This is a genomic window from Ruegeria sp. 6PALISEP08 (assembly GCF_001238295.1).
Taxonomy (GTDB): domain Bacteria; phylum Pseudomonadota; class Alphaproteobacteria; order Rhodobacterales; family Rhodobacteraceae; genus Ruegeria.
Window position 1 is genome coordinate 157616 of the sequence record NZ_LGXZ01000006.1, and the last position, 15214, is coordinate 172829.

General features: G+C 58.9%; 14 protein-coding genes. 7 read left to right on the forward strand and 7 right to left on the reverse strand.

Annotated features, from left to right (window positions below; genetic code table 11):
- Positions 1-58 precede the first annotated feature (58 nt).
- Positions 59-745 carry a rhomboid family intramembrane serine protease gene (locus tag ALB80_RS10925; protein ID WP_050604097.1) on the forward strand — a complete coding sequence of 229 codons (687 nt, stop codon included), beginning with the start codon at positions 59-61 and terminating at the stop codon, positions 743-745.
- Here ALB80_RS10925 and murJ read toward each other — a convergent pair whose 3' ends face one another.
- From murJ to ALB80_RS10940, 3 genes are read right to left on the reverse strand one after another with little or no spacing between them, the layout of a single operon-like run.
- Positions 746-2287, reverse strand: coding sequence for a murein biosynthesis integral membrane protein MurJ (gene murJ / locus ALB80_RS10930; protein WP_050604098.1), 1542 nt, complete (start codon positions 2285-2287; stop codon positions 746-748).
- Positions 2284-5103, reverse strand: a complete 2820-nt coding sequence (locus tag ALB80_RS10935) for a [protein-PII] uridylyltransferase (protein ID WP_050604099.1) — start codon at positions 5101-5103, stop codon at positions 2284-2286. Before ALB80_RS10935 ends, murJ begins: the two co-directional genes overlap by 4 nt.
- Positions 5063-6235, reverse strand: a complete 1173-nt coding sequence (locus ALB80_RS10940; protein WP_050604100.1) for a penicillin-binding protein activator — start codon at positions 6233-6235, stop codon at positions 5063-5065. The genes ALB80_RS10935 and ALB80_RS10940 overlap by 41 nt, the downstream gene beginning before the upstream one ends.
- 88 nt (positions 6236-6323) lie before the next feature.
- On the opposite strand from ALB80_RS10940, the gene rsmI reads away from it, so the two are divergent.
- The 3 genes from rsmI to gshB all read left to right on the forward strand — a co-directional run bounded on the left by rsmI (position 6324) and on the right by gshB (position 8548).
- The gene (gene rsmI / locus ALB80_RS10945; protein WP_050604101.1) at positions 6324-7178 is read left to right on the forward strand and encodes a 16S rRNA (cytidine(1402)-2'-O)-methyltransferase; all 855 of its coding nucleotides are present in this window, start codon (positions 6324-6326) and stop codon (positions 7176-7178) included.
- 4 nt (positions 7179-7182) lie between these two features.
- A complete protein-coding gene (locus tag ALB80_RS10950; RefSeq protein ID WP_050604102.1) occupies positions 7183-7554 on the forward strand; it encodes a YraN family protein in 372 nt (123 codons plus the stop codon).
- Between the two features lie 61 nt (positions 7555-7615).
- A complete protein-coding gene (gene gshB, locus ALB80_RS10955; protein ID WP_050604103.1) occupies positions 7616-8548 on the forward strand; it encodes a glutathione synthase in 933 nt (310 codons plus the stop codon).
- Here gshB and ALB80_RS10960 read toward each other — a convergent pair.
- Genes ALB80_RS10960 through cobU form a run of 4 tightly spaced genes read right to left on the reverse strand, consistent with a single transcriptional unit; the run spans position 8545 to position 12143 of the window.
- The gene (locus tag ALB80_RS10960; protein ID WP_050604104.1) at positions 8545-10059 is read right to left on the reverse strand and encodes a YifB family Mg chelatase-like AAA ATPase; all 1515 of its coding nucleotides are present in this window, start codon (positions 10057-10059) and stop codon (positions 8545-8547) included. The two genes, gshB and ALB80_RS10960, sit on opposite strands and share 4 nt — an antisense overlap.
- A gap of 47 nt (positions 10060-10106) precedes the next feature.
- On the reverse strand, positions 10107-10991 hold the full coding sequence (locus ALB80_RS10965; RefSeq protein WP_050604105.1) for a glutathione S-transferase: 885 nt from the start codon (positions 10989-10991) through the stop codon (positions 10107-10109).
- A gap of 58 nt (positions 10992-11049) precedes the next feature.
- Positions 11050-11625: a histidine phosphatase family protein gene (locus tag ALB80_RS10970; RefSeq protein ID WP_050604106.1), complete on the reverse strand. Its 576-nt coding sequence runs from the start codon at positions 11623-11625 to the stop codon at positions 11050-11052.
- The gene (gene cobU, locus ALB80_RS10975; protein ID WP_050604107.1) at positions 11622-12143 is read right to left on the reverse strand and encodes a bifunctional adenosylcobinamide kinase/adenosylcobinamide-phosphate guanylyltransferase; all 522 of its coding nucleotides are present in this window, start codon (positions 12141-12143) and stop codon (positions 11622-11624) included. Before cobU ends, ALB80_RS10970 begins: the two co-directional genes overlap by 4 nt.
- Positions 12144-12242: 99 nt before the next feature.
- Between cobU and ALB80_RS10980 the strand changes: the two genes are divergently transcribed.
- From ALB80_RS10980 to coaBC, 3 genes are all read left to right on the forward strand, one after another.
- The gene (locus ALB80_RS10980) at positions 12243-13121 is read left to right on the forward strand and encodes an RNA polymerase factor sigma-32 (protein ID WP_050604108.1); all 879 of its coding nucleotides are present in this window, start codon (positions 12243-12245) and stop codon (positions 13119-13121) included.
- Positions 13118-13942, forward strand: coding sequence for a ChaN family lipoprotein (locus ALB80_RS10985; RefSeq protein WP_050604109.1), 825 nt, complete (start codon positions 13118-13120; stop codon positions 13940-13942). The genes ALB80_RS10980 and ALB80_RS10985 overlap by 4 nt, the downstream gene beginning before the upstream one ends.
- A gap of 63 nt (positions 13943-14005) precedes the next feature.
- Positions 14006-15202, forward strand: coding sequence for a bifunctional phosphopantothenoylcysteine decarboxylase/phosphopantothenate--cysteine ligase CoaBC (coaBC, locus tag ALB80_RS10990; protein WP_050604110.1), 1197 nt, complete (start codon positions 14006-14008; stop codon positions 15200-15202).
- Positions 15203-15214 lie beyond the last annotated feature (12 nt).

The window sequence follows — 15214 nt, forward strand, 5'->3', positions numbered from 1 at the left end:
CCCCCGTCGCTTACCCATGAGGCACAGGGACGTCAACAGCCGCGAAAGGCCCCGCCCAATGAGCAGTGAGCATTATACACCCGCCGTGAACCCTTTGCCGCCTGCAGTTGTGGCGCTGGTTCTGTTCATCATCGGAATTGAACTTGCTTTCACCTTGGGATCGCGCGGTTTGGTCGGAGGGCCTGACGCGGTGGGCTGGCGGTTGGATGCGATACAGCATTATGCGTTCTCAGCAGATATTTTCGACTGGATGGTGTTGAACGGGCGCTGGCCGTTTGAGCATGTGATCCGATTTGTGACCTATCCTTTTGTGTCGGCCAATTTTACGCAGGCTGTTTTTGTCTGCGTTTTCGTTCTGGCTATGGGCAAGATGGTCGGTGAAGTGTTTGGCGGCTTCCCCATGCTGCTGATCTTTGTCGTCTCAGGGATCGGGGGCGCATTGGCCTATGCTGTTTTGTTGGATCCCCGCTATCCGTTGATCGGAGGGTTTCCTCCGGTTTACGGGCTGATCGGGGCGTTCACGTGGTTGTTGTGGCGCAAACTGTCGTTGGTTGGCGCAAATCAGGCACGGGCTTTTCAGCTCATTGCCGTGCTGATGGGCATTCAATTCCTGTTTGGTCTGATATTTGGAGGCAATTGGGAATGGGTTGCCGACCTGGGCGGGTTTGCCACCGGTTTCGGCGTATCTTTCCTTGTCGCACCCGGTGCCTGGGACCGCATCGTTGGGCGCATTCGTCGCGACTGATCAGGATCGGCGCAGCGCGCGTTTGAACTCGGACAGTTTAAATGCGCCCAAGAGATGGCCAAGACAGAAGTAAGAAGCTGCCGCGACGCAAATCAGGACAAGAAGCGCCAGATATCGCCAACCGGGAACACCCAGCGTCCACCCAAATGCCTGAAGCGCCGCGTACAAGACCACGCCCATGCCGATCGAGGCCAGCACGATCCGGCCTGCGCGCTGTTTGAACCGGTCATCGAACCGCGCTTCTTCCCCCATGCTTCGCGCCCCCAAGGCCAACAGCACGACCATGGCCCAACCCGCTGTAGATGCGGCAATAGCTGGTGCGATCCAGCCCACTACAGGGAAGAGGCCAAAAGCCAAAGCCGCATTCACGATCATTGCCACGATGGCATAGTGAAACGGAGCGCGCGTATTCTCGCGCGCGAAATACAGGGGTTGCAGCAGTTTTTGCAGCGTGAAGGCAGGTAGCCCAACGCCATAAATCGCAACGGCTAACGCTGTGGCTGTGGTATCTTCGGCGCTGAACTGCCCCCGTTGGAACAGGACCGAGACCAGCGGGTTGGGGATGACCAGAAACGCCACGGTCGAAGGCAGGGTCAGCAGCAGCATGAATTCCCCAGCGCGGGAAAATGCGTTGCGGGCACCATCCTTGTCCTCTGCACGCAGGCGGCGCGAGAGATCGGGCAATAAAACAATGCCAATGGCGATCCCGACCACACCCAGCGGCAGTTGATACAGCCGATCTGCGGCAAACAGCCAGCTCACGGCTTTTTCGGTTTTCGACGCAACCAACTGTCCGACCACCAGATTGACCTGTGTGACCCCCATGGCCAGAGCGGCGGGGACTGCGATGCGGACCATCCGGCGCATCTCGGGCGTCAGATGGGGCAGGCCGGGTCGAATGCGAATGCCGGCGCGCTCGGTCGCCACCCAGACCAGCGCCAACTGTGCGATACCGGCAACCGGGATGACCGAGATCAGCCATCGGATCACTTCGCCGCCGGACAGGGCTCCGGCAATCAGGGCGGTGCAGGCAAAAATGTTCAGCAAAACCGGCGCGGCTGCCGCTGCCGCGAACCGACCGGTTGCGTTCAGAACACCGGAAAAGAGGGCGGCCAGAGACATGAACAGGATGTAAGGGAAGACAACATACCCATAATCCACCGCCAGATCGAACCGCTCATCTCCGTAGAACCCTTCTGCTGTCAGCCACACCAGACCGGGCATGAAAACCAGCGCCAGCCCGACCAGTGCCAAAACAGCAAGCGCCAACAGGTTAAACGCATCCTGCGCAAAACCCTGCGGATTTTGGTCCGCTTCCAACCGCTTTGAGAACAAGGGCACAAAGGCCGCGTTAAAGGCACCTTCGGCAAAAAAGCGGCGGAACATGTTCGGCAGGCGGAATGCTGCAACAAACGCATCCATAATCGGCCCGGGGCCGATAAGCGCGGTCAGCAGAATTTCACGCAGGAATCCCAGAATGCGGCTGGCCAGTGTCCAGAAGCCAACCGTGAAAAAGCCCGAAATCAACCGGATTTGCTTCATGAGGCCGCACGCTCGGCGCCTTCGGTGATCGCCGTGCGCAGTTTCGCCTCAAGCCCGCGCTGCTTGCTTTCCGAGTGGTATTTCAATCCGAACATATCCTTGACGTAAAAGGCGTCCACCACCTGTTCGCCATAGGTCGCGATCACGGCATTAGCGATGTAGACATTCGCAGCCGCCAGCGTTCGGGTCAGGTCATATAGCAGACCGGGTCGGTCGCGCGTGTCGACCTCGATGATCGTGTAGATTTCGGACCCTTCATTATCAAAGATGATGTGGGTCGGCACGTTGAAGGCGCGTTCGCGCTTCTTGATCTTGTCGCGTGATTTCAAGGCTTCCTTGGCAACCACTTCCCCACGCAACGTCTTGTGGATCATCTGCGTCAGGCGGGGCAGGCGCGTGGCTTCGAAGGGACGCCCGTCGGCATCCTGAATCCAGAACGCATCCGTGACATAGCCGTCTTTAGTGGTGTAGCTGCGGGCATCCACAACGTTCGCGCCGACAAGGGCCAGGGCCCCGGCGATGCGGGCAAAAATCCCGGGATGGTCGCCCATTGCAAAGCAAGCGCGCGTCGCGTCACGATCCTCGTCAGGTTCAAGCCTGATCTCCATTGCGCCCGGATCGCCGCTTTGTTCCAGTGCGCGCAGCATCTCGGCAAACTCGACATGCGTCGCCAGATTGAGACCTTGCCAATAAGGATCATAGTGACGCACTGTTTCAGCTTTGAGATCGGTTTTGGACCATCCCGCCAACTCCGTACGCAAGGCTTTCTTTGCCTCAGCCCCGCGATTGGCGCGGTTGAGGTCTTCCATCCCGGTTTCCAGCGCCCGCTTGGTTTCTGCGTGCAAGGCGCGCAGCAACGTGGCTTTCCAATTGTTCCAGGTGTTGGGGCCTACACCGCGAATGTCGCAGACCGTGAGTACGGTCAGCAGGTCCAGCCGTTTGACCGTTTGAACAGCCTTGGCAAAATCACGAACGGTGCGCGGATCCGAGATGTCGCGCTTTTGCGCCATGTCCGACATCAGCAGGTGATACCGCACGAGCCATTCAACTGTTTCCGATTCTGATTTGCTCAGCCCCAATCGCGGGGCCACCTTGCGCGCGACCTGCGCGCCCAGAATCGAGTGATCCTCGGGGCGGCCTTTGGCTATATCGTGCAGCAGCAGCGCGACGTAAAGCACCTTTCGGTTGACCCCACGTTCAAGGATCGAAGAGGCAAGCGGCAGGGATTCCACCAGTTCTCCGCGTTCGATCTGGGCCAGATTGACGATACACTGGATGGTATGCTCGTCCACTGTATAGCTGTGATACATGTTGAACTGCATCATTGCTACGATGTGCTCGAACTCGGGCAGGAAGGCCGAGAGGACACCCAGTTCGTTCATCCTACGCAAGGCACGTTCCGGGTTGCCGTGTTTAAGCATCAGATCCAGAAAAATGCGCTTGGCTTCTTTGTCGTTGCGCATTTCATCGTCGATCAGATGCAGGTTGGCGCTGACAAGTCGCATCGCGTCGGGATGGATTAACATTCCGGTGCGCAGCCCTTCTTCGAACAGCCGCAGAAGGTTTACCTTGTCCAACAGGAACGTCTGAGGGTCGGCCACATCCAGCCGACCATGCACCACCTTATATCCGGCCTTGACCCTTGGGCCTCTTCGAAAAATCCGCTCAAGCAAAGGAGCGCCTTTCATGTGCAACGCTTCGAGCTTGGTCAGGAAAATCCGCGTCAGTTCGCCCACACAGGTGGCCTCGCGGAAATAGCGCTGCATGAACACCTCGACCGCACGTCGCCCGGCGCGGTCTTCATAGCCCATGCGCGCTGCAACCTCGACCTGCATGTCAAAAGTCAGCTGCTCGGTGGCGCGGCCCGTCACCAGATGCAGATGAGACCGGACGGCCCAGAGGAACTCTTCGGCCTGAACAAAAGTCTCGAACTCCTCGGGTGTGAACAAACCTAAAGGAACCAATTCGGCCACATCCTGAACGCCGTATATGTATTTTGCGATCCAATAGAGGGATTGAAGGTCGCGCAGGCCGCCCTTGCCCTCTTTCACATTGGGCTCGACCATGTAACGTTCACCCTGTTTAAGGTGCCGCTCGTCCCGTTCCTTCAGCTTCGCTTCAATAAATTCGCGTTCGGTTCCTTTGAACAACTCGCTTTTCAGGCGTTGATCCAACTCATCCGCCAGCGCCTTGTCGCCTGCAAGGTAGCGTTGTTCCAACATGGCTGTGCGGATCGTGAAATCCTCTGCGCCCAGCCGCAGGCAGTCTTTGATCGTGCGCGAAGAATGCCCGACTTTCAGCCTCAGGTCCCACAAAATGTAGAGCATCGATTCGATGACGCTTTCAGCCCAGGCGGTGATTTTGTAGGGGGTCAGGAATAGCAGATCGACATCCGACGATGGCGCCATTTCTCCGCGCCCGTATCCGCCAACCGCTAGAACCGCGATCTTTTCGCCTTGGGTAGGCGTCGCCAACGGGTGCAGGCGTGTGCTGGATACTTGCATTGCAGTTCCAACAAGTTGATCCGCCAGATAGGTGTATGACCGCGTCAGCGCGCGGGCCTCGAAAGGCTGTTTGCCAAAGGCTTCGGCAATAGCTGCGCGCCCGGCCTTTTGTGCATCGCGCAGGACCCGTACTGTTTCGGCACGCATTTTGCTGTTGTCCGGACATGACTCAAACGCCAGTGCCAGCGCGTCATTGACGCCAGCGCTGTCGAAGATGTCCTTGGCGGGGCAGATGAACAGGCTTTCGGATGCGGGGCTGGCACCCGGCTGATCAGAAGCCGGCGCCAGAGAAGCTTTGTGGGGCAGGGTCAATCACAACTACCTGTTTGTTCTGGATCGTGGCGACCGCCAGACCGCGTTCATTGGTGCCGTTCGGACGCAGGCGGAAGATGCCGCCAACGCCTTGGAAACCGGCGTTCTGTGTCAGGGCCGCAGCTGTCAGAGCATCGGATTTACCCTGGCTGACCAGAGCGCCGATGGCCGCAATACCGTCATAGGCCAGCCCGCTGATCGGATGGGGCGCTTCGCCATATGTCGCGTTATAGCGTTGGCGGTAAGCTTGTGCCTTCGACGGATCGGGCAGGGCAAACCATCCGCCCTGGACACCCGGCAGTTCCAACGTCTGTGGGGGAATATCCCAGCGCGTCAGGCCGATGAATTGCGTCGTTGCCTGAGACACTCCGGCCTCGGGCAACAATTGCGAGAACAATGGCAGTGCGCCCGCCGTTGTGGCCGTCAGGAAAACCGAATCGGCTCCGGTCGAATCAATTGTGGCTTTGATTGCGGGCACCGAGTTGATAACGCCCTGCTGCGAGCGGTCGTATCCCACAGTTCCGGCGTTGTTGACCGGGCTGCTTGCGAGCGCGTTGGCGATGGCAGCTTGGCCCTGCTGACCGGCGGCGTCGTTGCTGTGCACGATCACGGTGTTGGCTTTGCCCTGCCTGCCCGCAAAGCTCACCAGCCTGTTGGCCGTATTGTCAAAGGTCGGACCCAGGACAAAGACGTTGCCGCCAGCGATGCTGGTGTTGTTCGAAAACGAAAGAACATTGACGTTGTTACTCAACACCGCCAATCCGGCAGCATTTGCGGCCTGAGCGTATACCGGGCCGATAATTATCTTGGCACCATCCGCGACAGCTTGCTGGGCGACAGCTGTCGCCGTATTCGGGTTTCCGGCGGTGTCGTAAACACGCAGGTCAATGGTCACATTGGGCAGATCAGACATCGCCAGACGCGCTGCATTTTCCAGGCTTTGCGCCAATGCAGCATCACCTGACTGGCCAGACCCGCTGGGAACCAGCAACGCCACCGGAACCGGAGCAGAGGTATTGATCGAAGGTCCACCCCCAAAGCCGCCCGGCTCACAAGCGGCCAGAAATGCGGCGGTTGTCAGGGCAGCGGCGACTTTCGCCAGCTTGCTAACGGGCTTGCAAACGGTAAACATCTAAATGAAAACTCCCTGGTCCGGCGGCGATGAATGCTTCTGTTCTGTCGAGCCGCGATAATAAACGTCACGCTGTGAGGGTCCAGCTTTGAATTTCCAAAAGATCAGATTGGCTGCGGGCCTGTATTTTGTTGCCACTCCGATTGGAACTGCGCGCGACATTACGCTCAGGGCATTGGACGTTCTGGCCTCAGCCGATGTGATCGCGGCAGAGGACACCCGAAGCCTGCGCCGGTTGATGGAGATCCACGGCGTCCCGCTAGAGGGGCGTCGAATTCAAGCCTATCATGACCACAGCGGCGCAGGCGCGCGCGGCAAAATCATGGAGGCGCTGGCGCAGGGGCAATCAGTTGCCTATGCGTCCGAGGCGGGAATGCCGCTTATTGCTGATCCGGGCTATGATCTGGGCAAGCAGGCGGCTGAAGCCGGGCATATGGTAACGTGCGCCCCAGGCGCATCGGCCGCTGTGACAGCGTTGACTCTGGCGGGTCTTCCGACGGATGCGTTCTTTTTTGCGGGGTTTCTGCCAAATGCATCGGGTGCACGCCGCTCCCGGATTGAAGCGCTGAAGGAAATTCCGGGCACGTTGGTGTTCTACGAATCTCCGAAACGTGTGTCATCCAGCTTGTCGGATCTGGCCTTGGTTCTGGGGGCAGACCGCCAGGCGGCGCTGTGTCGCGAATTGACCAAGAAATTCGAAGAGATCCGCCGTGGAACCCTGGCCGAATTGGCCGAGGAGTATCAAGACAAGACGGTCAAGGGTGAAATCGTTCTGCTGGTAGATCGCGGCCATTCGCAAAGCGTTAACGAATCTGACGTAGAAGACGCTTTGAAGCGAGCGCTGGAAAACCACTCGGTTCGGGATGCGGCAGATTTTGTTTCAAAAATGTATGACCTGCCGCGCCGACCGATTTACCAGAAAGCTCTGAAACTGGGAAAATGATGACATGGGTCGGCGGACAAATCAGGGCTCTGTTTCCTATCATGCCGGGCAAGCGGCAGAGCTGCGGGTCGCCGAGGACTATGAGCGCCGTGGCTTGACCATTCTGCATCGCCGCTGGCGCGGTGCGGGCGGTGAAATCGATCTGATCGCGCGCAACGGCGATGGGCTTGTGTTCATCGAGGTCAAGAAAAGCAGCAGTTTCGACAGGGCGGCTGCCCGGATCAGCCGCAAACAGATTGACCGAATCTGTACCTCAGCCGCGCAATTTCTCGAGAACGAACCCAACGGGCAACTGACCGATGTGCGCTTTGATGCAGCGCTTGTAGATGGTTCAGGCGCTGTTCAAATCATCGAAAACGCCTTCGGTCACGCCTAAGCCCCATTGAACCCCGGGACCTGCTGGGCCATGTATCTGGCGTGAAACTGAGGGACACGCCATGAAAATCGCCTTTCAAATGGACCCGATCGGGGCCGTGGACGTCAACGCCGACAGCTCATTCCGTCTGGCGGAAGAGGCGCAGGCGCGCGGGCATTCTTTGTTTTTCTACGGGCCGGATCAGTTGGCCTATCAAGAAGGTCGCATCACGGCGCGTGGCCATGACATGACCGTGCAGCGGATCGAGGGTGATCCGGCTGTGCTGGGGCCGGAACGCGAAGTTGATTTGGCCGATTTTGATGTGGTTTGGCTGCGGCAGGACCCTCCGTTTGACATGCACTACATCACGTCCACGCATTTGCTGGATCGCATCAACGGTCAGACGCTGGTGGTCAATGACCCTTTTTGGGTGCGCAACTATCCGGAAAAGCTGCTGGTCCTGGATTTCCCTGACCTAACTCCGCCGACAACGATTGCGCGCGACCTGCAGACGATCAAAGCGTTTAAGGAAAAACATGGGGATATCATCCTCAAGCCGCTCTATGGCAACGGCGGCGCAGGGGTGTTCCGGCTGGATGCCAAGGATCGCAATCTGACGTCCCTGCACGAACTGTTTACGGGGTTCTCGCGTGAACCCCTGATTGTGCAGAAGTTCCTGCCGGATGTCAGTAATGGCGACAAGCGGGTGATCCTTGTAGATGGTGAGCCGGTTGGTGCGATCAACCGGGTTCCTGCGGCGGGGGAAACGCGGTCCAACATGCATGTGGGCGGGCGTCCGGAAAAGATCGGCTTGTCCGAGCGTGATCTTGAGATTTGCGCAGCAATCGGACCCCTGCTGAAAGAAAAAGGTCAGATCTTTGTCGGGATCGACGTCATTGGCGACTATCTGACTGAGATCAATGTGACCTCGCCCACTGGCATTCAGGAACTTGAACGCTTCGATGGTGTCAACATTGCCGAAAAAATCTGGCAGGCCATCGAAACCAAAATCTAAGCCATGACACGGGCGCTGATGCGAAAGCTCAGCGCCTCGGCCACATGCGGTCTGTGGATGTTTGCGGAACCGTCCAGATCAGCGATGGTGCGCGCCACCCTCAGGATCCTGTGGAACGCGCGGGCGGACAAACCAAATCGGTCTGCAGCTTTCAGCAACAGCTCTTTGCCTTCCGCATCGGGTGTTGCGATCTCCTCCAGAACCTTACCTTCTGCATCCGCGTTTTGGCGCAGATGTGGGGTTTCTCGAAATCGGTTTGCCTGAATGGCGCGGGCATTATCGACCCGTTCGGCGACCGTGGCAGAGCTGTCGCCGGATGGCGGTAAGTCAAGATCGGTGAACGCCACCGGCGGCACTTCAATCCTCAGGTCGAACCTGTCCATCAATGGCCCTGAAATGCGGTTCAGATAGTCCTCGCCACAGCCCGGTGCGCGCGAGCAGGCCCGAGAGGGGTCCGTCAGATAGCCGCATTTGCAGGGGTTGGCCGCAGCCACCAGCATAAAACGGCAGGGATATTTCACATGGGCATTTGCACGCGCCACCATGACTTCACCGGTTTCGATGGGCTGGCGCAGGGTTTCCAGAACAGTGCGTGGAAACTCAGGAAACTCATCCATGAACAGCACACCGTTATGAGCCAGTGAAATCTCCCCAGGTTTCGCCCCTTTGCCGCCTCCGACGATGGCCGCCATCGAGGCCGTATGGTGAGGCTCGCGAAACGGGCGCGTGCGATTGATGCCGCCTTCGTCCAGCAAACCGCACAACGACTGGATCATCGAGGTTTCTAATGCTTCGACTGCGGTTAAGGGCGGCAGGATACCTGGCAGTCGCGCCGCCAGCATGGATTTGCCTGATCCCGGCGTGCCGATCATGATCAGGTGGTGACGTCCTGCTGCGGCAATTTCCAGGGCGCGTTTGGCACGTTCCTGCCCTTTTACATCGCGCAGATCTCTTGCGCTGCGCGTCAGATTCACCTCGCCGGGCTGCGCGGTAGGCAGGGGTGATTGGCCCGAGAAATGGCGGACAACATCGCCCAGAGATTCCGCGCCGATCACCTGGGTCGCGTCAACCCAGGCCGCTTCGGCGCTGGAAGCTTTGGGGCATAGCAACATGCGATCATCGGCCGCCGCCGTCATCGCCGCGGGCAGAGCGCCGACCACCGGGACCAGCGAGCCGTCGAGTGAAAGCTCTCCCAGCGCTACGGTGCTTTCCGCGGCATCGGCAGGAATGATCTCGAGCGCTGATAACAGCGCGACCGCGATGGGCAGGTCGAAATGGCTGCCTTCTTTGGGCAGGTCAGCGGGGGACAGGTTGATGGTTATCCGCTTTGAGGGCAAGGCGATTGCCATCGCGGTCAGCGCGCTGCGCACCCGGTCGCGGGCTTCGGATACGGCCTTGTCCGGCAGGCCCACGATGGAAAATGCCGGCAGGCCGGGAGACACGGCGCATTGCACTTCAACCGGGCGGGCATCGACCCCTTGGAAAGCGACAGTGTGGGCGCGGGCGACCATGGCAGTCCTGTTCTTGGTTAACAGGACGTTGATGTCATGGTTGTGGTTTAAGAGTCGTTAACGGATGCGCGCAAGGCAGTGAATTTGGACCACGCGCCGGGGTCAGCTACTGTTTTGTCGCGACAGAACGGATTGCAGAATCCCCAGCACTGGCCGTCCAATTCCAGAAAGTCGGCGACCGGTTTGCCGGAGTACGGGCAAATCTTGTTGAGAGAGGGGCCGCCTGAAACCGCCATGGCATTTGAAACCCCTCCGACGGGCCAAGGTGCGGACGGCAGGTCCTGCGGATAGGGAAACGGCTCATATCGAATGGTCAGACCCATTGCACGCCATTGTCTGACGGTCGGGTCTGACAGCAAGTCCAAACAATAGGCTCGGTTTGCTTCGGACACTGGCAGCCCATAGCCGATGATCCGTGCGGCAACAGGAGTGTAGAACACGTCTGCCAGAGTGTATGCGCCAAACAAAGGACCTTCTTCCGCGCCAGAGATGCGTCTCGCGTGCGCCCAGAGCGTCTCAATCCGCTCAAGATCGGCTAAAGTCTGGGATGACGGGGCAAATCCTTGCCACACATGCTGTAACTGCATCGGGCATTGGCCACGCAGGGCGCTGAAACCGGCGACCATTTCAGCGCAGAGCCAGCGCGCGGTTGCTCGTGCAGCATGATCTGCAGGCCACAGCCCTGCTTCCGGGTGACGTTCTGCCAGCGTTTCGGCCATGGCCAGGCTTTCGCCTACGACCGTCCCCTCGAGCAAGCGTAAGGCGGGAACCAGACGGGCCGGGGCAAGCGGTTCCATGTCTTGTTTCATGCTGCCCGAGTAAAGGCCGATCATGTGGCTGCGATAGGGCAGGTTGAATTTCTCAAGCATCAACCAGCCGCGCATGGACCAACTGGAAAAGAGGCGGTCGCCGATATACAAGTCATAAGTCATGTTGAAACGATGCCGCAGGTTTGCGGCTTGGTAAAACAGTGATTTGTGCGGGGCCTGTTCACGGAAGGTGATTGATCTTTCCGACCGACCAATTGCTGCCCAAAGTTACATCTGTAACTGACAGATTATCGATCCGGTGTGAAAAGGTCTGTTGCCCATCCAGATCGAGGGCGCGTTGTACCTGGGTAAGGATCACACCGAAATGTGCGACGATCACCAGATCTCGAGCTGTATGAGTTGAAACAAGCGCGTCGATGGCCGCGTCGACCCGGGCACGAACGTCGTTCCAGCTTTCGCCTTGTGGCGGACGGACGTCGCCGGGATTGTCCCAATAAGCAAAGGCCAGTTCCGGGTCTTCTGCTTCGATTTCTGCAAAACCCCGCAGTTCCCAGTTGCCGAAATGAATCTCACGAAGGTCTGGATCATGAGGCAGGCGTTGGCGCTGGCCCTGAATGGCTGATGCTGTGTCCATGGCGCGGGACAGGTCAGAAGAGATCACAAGTGCGTCGGGCGGCAGATGGTCGTGCAGACGCTTCAGGGCCTCTTTGTCGCTCAGGTCAGCGGGCAGATCGGACCAGCCAACCATGGTTTTTGCATGGGTTGGGCCGTGCCGGACGAGGTGAAGACGCGTCATGGCAATTGCCCTTTCAGAACCAAAGGCAACCCGGCTGTCACCTGCACCACCAGATCCGCCTGCGCCGCCAACGCGATGTTCAGCCGCCCTTGCGCCTCGCGGAATCGGCGGGCGAGCGCGTTGTCCGGGACGATCCCATGACCCACTTCGTTCGAGACGATCACAACCTGGGTCGGGCAAGCGCTCAGGGCGTCCAGCAGGTCGGTCTGTGCCGTATCCAGATCGGAGTCCGCCAGCAGATGATTGCTCAGCCACATGGTGGCACAGTCGATCAGGCAAATCTGATTTTGGGACAAGCGGGCCAGAACCGGACCCAGATCAAGAGGTTCTTCAACCGTGGTCCAGCCGTCGCCCCGTTGCACGAGATGGCGATCAACCTTCTGGCGCATCTCGTCATCAAACACTTGTGATGTTGCAAGGTAAACGCGGCTTTTCCCTGCGGAAACAATCCGTTCTTCGGCAAAAGCCGACTTTCCTGAGGCGGCTCCACCCAGAACCAAGGTTAAATCCGGCGACACAGTTCTTACCTATTGATGATCCACATAGCGCTGTTTTGCGTATCGGTCATAGGTCGGCAAAGCAAGCCCGGCCAACGCCTGCAAACACGGGAGAGGTTTATGGCACTGGATAATGCGACAGACTTTTCGATGTCCCGGCAAGCGATGAAGGCCGAGCTGCTGGATGCGGAGACGGAACTCAAGCTGGCTTACGCATGGCGCGATGAGCGTGATGAAAAGGCTCTGCACCGGCTGATTACGGCGTATATGCGGCTGGCGATTTCGATGGCGGCCAAGTTCAAACGCTATGGCGCGCCGATGAACGACCTCATCCAAGAGGCGGGCTTGGGGCTGATGAAAGCTGCGGACAAGTTCGACCCGGACCGTGGCGTGCGCTTTTCGACCTATGCCGTCTGGTGGATCAAGGCGAGCATTCAGGATTATGTTATGCGCAATTGGTCCATGGTGCGGACGGGTTCGACCTCGGCTCAAAAATCGCTGTTTTTCAACATGCGGCGCGTTCAGGCCCGGTTGGAGCGTGAGGCTGCAACGGAAGGGTTCGAGTTGGATCGCCACCAATTGCATCAGATGATCGCCACAGAAATCGGCGTTCCCCTGCGCGATGTTGAGATGATGGAAGGGCGTCTGTCCGGTTCGGATTTTTCTTTGAACGCCGTGCAGTCGGCGGACGAGGATGGCCGCGAATGGATCGACGCATTAGAAGATGATCGCGAACAAGCGGCTGAAGCGGTTGAACACAGCCACGATACCGAGCAATTGCGCGAATGGTTGCTGACGGCGATGTATGCGCTGAACGATCGCGAACGCTTCATCGTGCGCGAGCGTAAGCTGCGCGAGCCCGCCAGAACGTTGGAGAGCCTGGGCGATGAGCTGGGATTGTCCAAGGAACGCGTGCGCCAGCTTGAGGCTGCGGCCTTTTCAAAAATGCGTAAGAACCTTGAAGCCCAGTCGCGCGAGGTGCAACACTTCATCGCATGAAACATCTTGCGATTCTTGTGTGTGTTCTTAGCCTTACGGTTTCCTCAGCGCGACCGGGGGTGTCAGAAGGTTTGTTACCCGATAACGCGCTGACCGCGATGCGGGGTGCTGATGTCGTGATCCTGGGCGAAGTGCATGACAACCCCAGGCATCACCACGTACAGGCCGAAGCGCTTGAAGCTGTGTCGCCTTCGGCTGTTGTATGGGAGATGGTGACCGAAGAGGGCGCTCAACGGCTGTCGCAAAAGGCAGTTTCTGACCCTGATGAGCTGGGCCGTATCCTGAAATGGGCTGAGAGCGGGTGGCCGCCGCTCAGCATGTATTACTCCGTTTTCCAAGCCTCAAGTGCGCCAGTTTACGGGGCAATGGTGCCCCGAACGGCTGCGCGCGCCGCGATGGAACGCGGGGCGGCGACAGCTTTGGGCGCGGATGCAGCGCGGTATGGCTTGACCGTGCCACTGCCGCCCGAGGAACAGTCCGCGCGCGAGGCGGATCAACTGGCCGCCCATTGCGATGCTCTGCCGGCTGAAATGTTGCCTCAGATGGTTGCGATCCAACGCTTGCGCGATGCGGTTCTGGCCCGTGCAGTCGTGCGAGCGATGGAGGAAACCGGAGGGCCGGTTGCCGTGATCACAGGCAATGGCCATGCGCGGACAGATCGGGGTATCCCAACCTATCTCGCACGCCTTCAACCGGGGTGGAAGGTGGTTGCCGTAGGACAATCCGAAGACGGCGTCATTGATGGTGACTTCGACATCGTAATCGACAGTCCAACGATAGTGCGCGAAGACCCTTGTGCAGCGTTTCAGGTGCAGAATTAATCGCTGGAACTACCTGCGGGCCTTGCCTAATGTCAGGGCCGACCGGCACAGGAAGGGCTGAACATGCTGTCATCCAAACGCATTCTGCTGATCATCGGCGGCGGGATCGCGGCCTATAAGTCGCTGGACCTGATCCGCAGGCTGCGCGAGCGTGGGGCCGCCGTGACGCCTGTTCTGACCGGCGCAGCGGAAGAATTTGTGACCCCCTTGTCTGTGTCCGCGCTTGCAGGTGAAAAGGTGTATCGCGATCTGTTCGATCTGACCGATGAGGCCGAGATGGGGCATATTCAATTGTCACGCTCGGCCGACCAGATCATCGTAGCCCCGGCAACGGCGGACCTGATGGGCAAGATGGCTGCTGGGCTGGCCAATGATTTGGCGTCGACCCTTCTGATGGCCACCGACACACCTGTTCTGTGCGCGCCCGCAATGAATGTGCGTATGTGGGACCATCCGGCCACGCAACGCAACCTGAAGCAGCTTCAGGAAGATGGCGTGCGCTTTGTCGGCCCGAACGAGGGCGATATGGCCTGTGGCGAGTACGGCCCCGGGCGCATGTCCGAACCGCTGGAAATTGTGGCTGCGATTGAGGCGGAGCTAACCGCGGGCCCTTTGCTGGGCAAGTGCGTGCTGGTGACCTCTGGCCCAACGCACGAACCGATTGACCCGGTACGTTATATCGCGAACCGGTCGTCCGGGGCGCAAGGTGCCGCTGTGGCGCGTGCTCTGGCGGATTTGGGGGCCGAGGTGATCTTTGTCACTGGCCCCGCAGATGTGCCTCCTCCGGCGGGTGTGCAGGTCGTATCGGTCGAGACAGCGCAACAGATGTCGGATGCCGTCGATGCGGCTCTGCCCGTGGACGCGGGCGTGTTCGCAGCAGCAGTGGCGGATTGGCGTGTTGCCAGCGCGTCGGACAACAAGCTGAAGAAAAGCCGCGACGGCCTGCCTGTACTGGAATTTGCCGAAAACCCGGACATCCTGAAACGAGTATCCCGAATGGAGGTGGGCCGCCCACCGCTGGTGGTTGGCTTTGCAGCTGAAACGGACGATGTGGTCGAACACGCAACGGCCAAACGGTTGCGCAAAGGCTGCGATTGGATCGTCGCCAACGATGTCAGCCCGGCAACCGGCATTATGGGTGGGTCCGAGAATGCGGTCATCCTGATCTCGGACAGCGGAGCTGAGGAATGGCCGCGTCTGGGCAAGGACGAAGTTGCCCGGCGGCTGGCGGCAAAGATCGCAAACGCATTGGCAGGCTGAAGGAAAGGCAAG